The sequence below is a fragment of the Fulvimonas soli genome (assembly GCF_003148905.1).
In the GTDB taxonomy this organism is placed as follows: domain Bacteria; phylum Pseudomonadota; class Gammaproteobacteria; order Xanthomonadales; family Rhodanobacteraceae; genus Fulvimonas; species Fulvimonas soli.
Window position 1 is genome coordinate 1 of record NZ_QGHC01000026.1, and the last position, 8,155, is coordinate 8,155.

An 8,155-nucleotide genomic window follows, 5' to 3' on the forward strand; every position below is an offset into this window, starting at 1 on the left:
GCCTGCTTGATGAACCCGATGATCTGCTCGGTGGTGAAGCGACTCTTCTTCATGTCCGTCCTCGTGGTTGACGGACTTTACAGCTTCACTTGGTACGGCTCAGTGGGGGCAGGTCAGCCGTCGTCGCCGTGGTCACGCCGTACGGGTCGTAGCTGTACTGCTGCAGCCACGCCCCGCTGCCATCCGTCAGGCCCACCGTATTGTTGAAGCAAATAAAACAAAAGCCCAGATGAAACAACCCATCCAATTGCCACTCAATTCCGCAGTCAAGGCAGTTTATTTATATTTTTTTTGCAAATTAGAAATTATACCGTTCCAATAGCGCACCGCTTCTATGTGCTGCTTTCTGGTAAGCCAAATCTTGTTTTTGTTGTCATGAGGATTACCCCCAAGAATTATTGGAGTGATATAGAATAGTTCCCCCCCAATGGGTCGGCCCCGTTTTTTATTATTCATGTTGACTTGAAAAAAATCTAAGCAGAAAAGAAGTAAAGTCATTAGCCAAAAATCTTGCGTACTTTCTATTCATTCCAATAAACGGTATCATAACAATCACCATCGCATTATCTCTATCAAAAGCAAAACCCTCCCCCCCGCCATTTGACCCAAACAAAAATAATCCTGGGGCATATTTTTCTACCTCATAATCATCATTGAATTCCAATAATTCATTTAATTTCCATAAAATTAAATACTCCTCTCCTAAATAGCCCTCCCCCCCATTATGCGTAATTAGAAAATTTAAAAAATCTTCTGGCAAAAATAATCCCATACTTTTCCTAGCCTCATCCAGGTCAAAGTCTGAGACGCCAGGATTTAATACCCATCCCGAATCCCTCATTTTTTTTATAACATTATTCATTTCATCCACCCAGATCTCGCAAAAGTTGATTCCACCATGGAGTGACCTGCTGACGATGGAAGTTACGTGGAAGCACAATTTTGTTTGCAGAATCAGTTGGATTACCACCAAACTTTATTGGCTGAATTTCACGTATATCAACTGGCTGATTAACAAACCCCTGTTCTTGCCGAAATGCTCTATTTGCTGAATTCGCCGCCGCCCCGATCATCGTGTCTGCACCAATATGCCCCCAGTCCACGCACGACCAATCACCGTTGTACTGGAACAACTGCATCGCCATGTTCAAGCCGCCGCCGAGGACTGCCCCGACGCACCATGGACAATTCCCGCTCGGATACGCCAGGCCGGTCAGCTGGTCGCCCACATAGGCGGCAGCCATTGTGACCGTCGTCGTCGTGATCATGCCGTATGGGTCGTAGCTGCTGCCACCCCGTCAGGTCTACCGCCCCCCTGTCGATTATGGGGCAGGCGCGCTGCGTGATGCAGCAATCAGTCATCTGGAGGTCGCTTGCCGCGGACCATTCGTCTTACATGCGGCCCGACTTCCCCTTTGCTCAACGCCCGTTCAATCTCAGGGATTAAATTAATAACTTTATTGACCAAAGCAATGCAATCAGCTTCCGTGACCTCCTTTCTTGACCACCACCTACCATGCACAGCAAATGGCTTAAAAGATTTTGGATTACAATACAATCCAAAAAATTCGTCCATCCATGTCACCAACGACTCACCTGCATCTATACGACCAAAAACACTATCAATTCCACCTCTCGGAATGACCCCAAAAGTTAAATTAAAAGCTCCGCGCGCCTTAGAGGCCAAATGTATTTCCACTTGCTCGATACCGCGTTCACTATGCCGCCTGAGCAATCCGAATGGATGACTAATAATAAACTCCCTGTCTACAGGCCCAACCATGGATCTTGGCAACGTAAAATTTTCAAATCCTTTTCTTAAAAACTCTGGCAATAACATTTCACCAATAGCCTTCAATAACCATGCTCGTTCAGTGCTCATGTCTATGGACACCCACAGTCACTACCCCCATTACCAGCCTTGCTTCCAAACATGGAGCCGACAGTCGTACCGCCTCCATACGCCCCAACCCTTTCGAAGAAAGGATAACCCCAGCGCTCGACTTTATATGAGTCACCTAACGCGTTTTTGGCGACCCGCTGCGCACGAGTAAGAGTAGACATTCCAAATTTCGATTCAACAAAATACATATCTCCAGAGAAAGACATCCAAGTACTATCAACCTGTGTTGTAAGCCCAGATATAGTGGCCTCGTTCCTTGCCACGAGAGTACTTCCTGCGAGTCGGTTTTCGACAATTGATAGTGTTTCGCCTATTTCACCCTTTGCGGTATTGGATATCCCTCTAAGCGCACTACTGAGTTCACTTCCACCAAACCCTCCCCCCAGTGCACCCAATCCAGCAGAAGCACCGACCTCCCACCAATTGACGCAATGTAAGTTCCCTCCATTGGCCGCCAATTGCGTCACCAAATCAAACCCGCCGCCAATCACCGCCCCGATGCACCATGGGCAATTCCCGCTCGGGTCCGCCAGGTCGGTCGGCTGGTCGCCCACATAGGCGTAGCCGTTCAGACCCCCGGCCAGCCCGATCGGGTCCTCGCTCAGGAACCGTCCCATCGCCGGGCTGTAGTACCTCGACCGGTAGTAGTACAGCCCGTTGCCGTCGTTCTCCCGGCCCGTGTACTGGTACGGATTGCTCGTGGCCGTCGTCGCCGTGGTCACGCCGTACGGGTCGTAGCTATACTGCTGCAGCCACGCCCCGCTGCCATCCGTCAGGCCCACCGTGCTGCCCAGGAGGTCCGTCAGAAAGTAGGCGCGCGTGCCGCCTTCGTTGCGCGCGTAGCGTTCGTCCACGCCCAGCCCGGTCAGCAACGGATTCTGCGTGCCGCCCTGCGTCTCCTGCACCACGTCCAGGCCGTCGTACAGGTATGCCGTCGCCGCTCCGCCGTCGATCTGCTTGCTCACCCGTCGGCCCAGCGCGTCGTAGGCGTAGCTCGCCGTCGCCGTGCCGCCCTGCTTGACCTGCACCAGCTGGCCTCGCGCGTTCCACACATAACTGCGCGTACCGTCGTCCGTCAGGTGGCCGTCCGCGTCGTAGCTCAACGTGGCCCCGTCGAACACCGTCTGCCGATTGTTGGCATCGAAGCTCCCGGGGCCGGTCGCCGATGCCACGGCCGTACCGCCCAGGGTGCCGCCCCGCTGCACCAGCCGGCCCGCCGTGTCGTAGCCGTAGCTCAGCGTGCCCAGCGACGTGCCGTTGAGCGCGTAGCCGATCCCGGTCAACTGGTTCGCCGCGTCGTAGCTGTAACTCGCCACGATGCCGTTGGGCAATGTCAGCGTGGCGCGCCGGCTGGCGTCGTCGTAGGTGTAGCCGACCTGCTCGCCGCCCTGGGCCAGCGTCGTGAGCCGGTTGACCGCGTCGTAGCCATAGGTCACCGACGCCTGGCTGCCCGCCGTCATCTGTGTGCGGCGGCCTGCCGCGTCGTAGGCGTAGTCGATGCTCCCCTGCGGACCCGACTCGCTCACCAGGCGGTCGAAACTGTCGTAGTCGCGGTGCAGCGCGCCGTTCCGGGAGTCGTCCAGCAGCGTGACGCGGTTGCCGGCGTCGTAGCCGATCGCCACCGTGCCGCCGTCGGCGTAGGTCACCTGGTCACGCCGACCCAGCGCGTCGTAGTGGTACGTGGTGGTCTGGCCCTGCCGGTCCGTGGTCGTCAGGACGTGATCGAGGCCGTCGTAGGTCCAGCTCTCGGACTGGCCCAGGGCGTCGGTGCGTTGGATCGGGCGGTTACGGGCATCGTAGGTGTAGCCGATCGTGCCACCGCCGGGCAGCGTCACCGAGACCAGGTTGCCGTTGGCGTCGTAGGCGTACTGCACTGCCTTGCCGCGCGGGTCCACCGTCTCCACCACCCGGTCGTCCAGGTCGTAGGTCCGGCGCACCACATGTCCCTGCGCGTCCTGAGTGGCGATCGGCCGCCCCAGGCCATCCAGCGTGAACGTCGTCACGCGGCCCAACGCGTCGGTGCGCGTGCGCAGCGCATAGCCGTCGTAGCCGTAGCTGACCGTGTGGCCCAGCGGGTCGGTGATGGACACCGGCTGGCCGTAGGCGTTGCAGGTGATGGTAGTGCTGTGGCCGAGGGCATCGGTGATGCCCGTCATGCAACCGTCGGTATAGCTGAAGGTGGTGGCGTGGTTCAGCGGATCGGTGACCGTGGCCACCAGGTGGTCATCCGGCGTGTAGGTGAAGGTTTGCGTAGACGCCATCGGCGTGCCGGCCAAGGCCGTGACGCTGGTCAGATCGCCCAGCTCGTCGTAGATCATCGTCGTCCGGCGGTTGAGCGCATCCGTCATCGAGGTGACGTAGCCGGCCGCGTTGCGCGTGAACGTGGTGGTCTGGGCCAGCGGCGTGCCCGCGGCCAGCGTCTCGCTGGCCGCGTAGTGGCTGGCCGGGTCGAAGACGGTGATGCGCTGGCTGCCGGTGGGATCGGTCACCGTCGCCTGCGTGTTGTAGCCGTCGGAACCGGCGACGTAGGTGAAGGTGTAGGACGTGTTGTCGGCGTAGGTCTGCTTGGTAACCTTGCCGCCGGCGTACTGGTTGGTGAGCGCGGTGTGGCCGCGCCGGTCGACGACGGTCAGCAGGTTGCCATCGCCGTCGTAGGTGTATTGCTCGTGCGTGCCGTCGGGATAGTCGACCCGGCTGAGGTGGCCCGTGGCGTCGTAGGTGTAGTTGACGGTGCGGCCGGCGCCGTCGGTGGCGTTGGCGATGCGGTTGTCCTCATCGTAGTCGAAGGTGATCGTGCGGCCGCCGGGCGAGGTCACGCTGTAGAGCAGGCCGTCCGGCACATCGAAGACGGTGGCGTTGCCGAAGCGATCGACGATCTGGTTGAGGAGGTTGTGCTGCTCGTTCTGGAACCAGTACTCGGTGCCGTCGCGCAAATGGACGACCCAATGCTCCTCGAACTGATTGTGTGTGTATTGCAGGTGCTGCAGCGTCGCGCCGTAGAAGCGGCCCTGGCTGCCGGTGTATCGCCATTCGGCCAGGACGTCACTATCGGAATCGGCCGGGCTGCCCAGGATCGGATTGAAAGGCAACGTGGCCAGGTTGGGCAGCACCAGCTTGGGCTGAGAGTAGTCGTCCAGCTCGTCGTACAGGAACCAGTCGAAGCTGGACGACATGCCCTTGCCGAAGGCGCGCACCTGGGTGTCGCCGCTGCGGTAGGTGCGGTCCAGCGACAGCGGGGTGATGTCCTGCAACCCCAGGTCGTGCCAGGTGTGTACGAACGCGCCAGTAGCCAGGTCCACCGGATCGCCCGCGCTCGCGCTGGGGCAACCGCCGCACGACGGCGTGCCGTTCATACCCTCCTTGTAGTGCGCCAGGGTGAAGCTGCCGTGCAGCGTCGTGGTCAGGCCCACGCCTTCATCGGGGACGAACTGCCGGCCGTCGGCCGAGACATGCCCCTTGCCGTAGATGCGCCAGCCTTCCTTGTCGTCGTAGTTCCAGAAGTTGGCAGCGGTGCCGGGAGCGGCATGGCTATAGTTGGGATAGCGGATGCGGATGCCCTGACGGGCATCGGGCGACAGGCTCTGGATCACCGCACCGCCCGGCAGGATCGAGAAATAGACCGGGTAGTTGTTGCCGGTCGGGAACGGCGCGCGATCCACCGGCGTGGGAACGATGGCCAGCTCGGTGACGATCCTGCCGTTCCGGTCGTGGATCACCGTGCCGGCCGGAATGTCGATCTCCAGCCCCGGCATGTCCGGATGGGTGATGACCACCTCGCGCGTGGTCGGCGAGGGAATGCGCACCTTGTCGCGCGGCAGCACGCGCGGCAGGTACATGTTGTAGGGCAGCTTCAGCGTACCGCTCCCGGGCACGTCGACGCCGACCTCGAAGCTGCCGTATTCCAAACTGTTCCGACTGGCGCTGGCACCGTCCACGAAGAGCGTCTGGCGCCCCGCAGGCAGGCCGCGCAGCACGAAGGTGCCGTCGGCATCGGTGCGCGCCATGACGCGTCCCGAACTGACCGTGACGTTGGCCACCGGGCGGTCGTCGATGCGCAGGATGCGGCCGCTCACGCTGCCGTTCGCCGTGGCAGCGAGCGCTCGGACCACCTTGCCCTCCCTCGTGATCGGCTTGAGACGCCCCAACGCCGGCACCTGCCGACGGTAAGTCCGCCAATGCCCGCCGCTGTCGCTGAGCGCATTGTTGCGCCCCGGGTAGAACGCACCGTCGCGGATGACAGATCGTGCGCGGCACAGCTCGATTCGCCGGCTGCCCGGGGGACAATCGCCGTTGGATTGCTGGATACCGTCGATGTGCGGCCCCGTTGAGAGTTGCAAGGGTTGCTCGACCTGGGACGCATAACCATTCGTTGTGCCATCCACTCCCGCGTGTCCCTTGGCCGCCCCTCCGGCTTTGGTGCCATCCGTCCTCTGAGCCTGCCCCCCGGACAGCGATGCGGTTGCGAACCCGTACGTTCCAAAGGGAACAGCCTTGCCTGAAGTGGTGCGCAACCCCTTCAGGAACACGGTGTAGTGCGTACCGGTGTACAAGTCCCGGTCGGGCACGATGAACAGGGCCCGTCCGCCGTCGACGAGTGCCAGCCGGGACGACACCGGCCCCTCGGGACCGAACAGGACGACGCTGTCGGCGTTCACGCTTCTGGCCAGAAGCGGCTGTGAAAACGCCAGGGAGATCCGCGTGGACGGCGAAACGTCGGTAGTGTCGGCGGCTGGCACGGCAGCCGACCAGTGCGGTGACGCCTCCTGCAAATCGGCCCATTCACTCGATGAAAGCGGACGCAAGCCTCGGATGACCGGATCGAACACCTGGGCAGAGGCCGTAAGCCTCGCGCGGTCCGACGCGAGCAGAACCGCGCCGTCGCGCAGCAGTGACGTTCCGGCGGCATCCAGCGCCGGCAGCCCGATATGCGCCGTCACAGCATGGGTGCGGGGATTCCACACGCTGGCCTGACCACTCGCCACGTCCAGCACGAAGAGCGTGCCGTCCGCCAGGACGGTGTACTCGGGTTTGATTGCGCGCGGCAAGCCGGCGTCCGGCGCAGGCGATACCGTGCCGGTGGCGGGATCGTAAACGAGCCCGTCCGTGCTGGTTGCAGACCGGGTGCCGATATCGCTTCGCTCCACCCATACCGTGCCATCTGGCATTGCCACCAGTGCATAGGGATGACGATCCAGGCTTGCGATCTTGACGGCCTCGCCGTTCGGCATGCTCGCCTGGAGGATTCCAGCCCGAGCGTCCAAGCGCACGCTGGCGCCACCCGCAAGCGACACCCCAATGGCATCGGTCGGCGTGACCGGAGAAGCCACATCCGAATGCGCAGCCGGGTCCGAATGCGCAGCCGGGGTCGCCACGGCGCCGCATAGCGCAAGAAGCAATCCGGCCATCCATGAGCGTGAAGCAGTGATCGGCATGATCATGGGTACTCCTTGGGCTGAAAGGCTGCGCCTCACCGGAAGAGTTTTGCTCTCAAGGCTGGGTGACGCTGACATCTGCAGAAAAAGGTTTATCGCCCGACATAACGACAGTATAAATGCCTGATTGAGGCGCATTATTCAAAATCGCCCCATTATTGTAACTACCGCAACCACCACTTGCCCCAACATTACTTCCCGACGGACCCTTTATATAAATACCCACATAGCCGCCATCTGCCACGCAATTCGCGCTTACCGTATAAGAACTACCCTGGACTGCCTCGAACAGGACATAGGCATTCTGATTGCGCACGGTAGCCGAGACGGAAACAGCCGGGCCATTCACATTCGCATAAACTGCGCTGTCAATAAGAAGAGTATCGTTGATGCTCGCCTGAGCACCCATGTAAGGGTCTATGTAAATAGAATAGTTTCCGGATTTTCCCAATCTAGGAAAATTCACGGTGGAACCGATATAGAATGAATCATGTGCAACCAAGTCGCCATCCGGGTCATACATTGCATAATAAACGGTCGCATTCGAGGGGGTCGTGGCTATTGCATTTGGGACAAGTGAGACGTACTGCCCAGCCGCCCCCTGAAATATTTGCTCGCCGTTCTGACCAGAATTTGGCAACTGAATGGTAGCGCTCACATTCGGGGTTATCGTCTGCGTGACGTCTCTGGTAAGTAGAACGTTAGCCGTGGAGGTTGAACCCTGCTGACCTGAGACGGATCGTGTAGCCAGTTGGCTGGTGAGTTCTCTACCCTCGACAGGAAGGAGAGCTCCATGAAGAAGCGATTCACCGACGAGCAG

At 59.8% G+C, this 8,155-nt stretch carries 5 protein-coding genes; all 5 read right to left on the bottom strand.

Annotation, left to right across the window (positions count from 1 at the left end):
- Nucleotides 1-448 precede the first annotated feature (448 nt).
- A complete protein-coding gene (locus tag C7456_RS16545) occupies nt 449-862 on the bottom strand; it encodes an SMI1/KNR4 family protein (protein ID WP_211306346.1) in 414 nt (137 codons plus the stop codon).
- Nucleotide 863: 1 nt separating this feature from the next.
- A complete protein-coding gene (locus C7456_RS17045; protein ID WP_139942891.1) occupies nt 864-1,268 on the bottom strand; it encodes a hypothetical protein in 405 nt (134 codons plus the stop codon).
- An 86-nt stretch (nt 1,269-1,354) separates the two neighbouring features.
- Nucleotides 1,355-1,882, bottom strand: coding sequence for a hypothetical protein (locus C7456_RS17050; RefSeq protein WP_139942892.1), 528 nt, complete (start codon nt 1,880-1,882; stop codon nt 1,355-1,357).
- A 2-nt stretch (nt 1,883-1,884) separates the two neighbouring features.
- Nucleotides 1,885-7,341: an RHS repeat-associated core domain-containing protein gene (locus C7456_RS16550; RefSeq protein WP_170120245.1), complete on the bottom strand. Its 5,457-nt coding sequence runs from the start codon at nt 7,339-7,341 to the stop codon at nt 1,885-1,887.
- A gap of 49 nt (nt 7,342-7,390) precedes the next feature.
- The coding region (locus C7456_RS17055; protein WP_211306347.1) for a hypothetical protein at nt 7,391-8,155 on the bottom strand (765 nt) is incomplete at its 5' end.

Excerpts from the sequence above, each read along its gene's own strand:
- C7456_RS16545 (WP_211306346.1), bottom strand. The coding sequence starts at position 862 with ATGAATAATGTTATAAAAAAAATGAGGGATTCGGGATGGGTATTAAAT.
- C7456_RS17045 (WP_139942891.1), bottom strand. The coding sequence starts at position 1,268 with ATGATCACGACGACGACGGTCACAATGGCTGCCGCCTATGTGGGCGAC.
- C7456_RS17050 (WP_139942892.1), bottom strand. The coding sequence starts at position 1,882 with ATGAGCACTGAACGAGCATGGTTATTGAAGGCTATTGGTGAAATGTTA.
- C7456_RS16550 (WP_170120245.1), bottom strand. The coding sequence starts at position 7,341 with ATGATCATGCCGATCACTGCTTCACGCTCATGGATGGCCGGATTGCTT.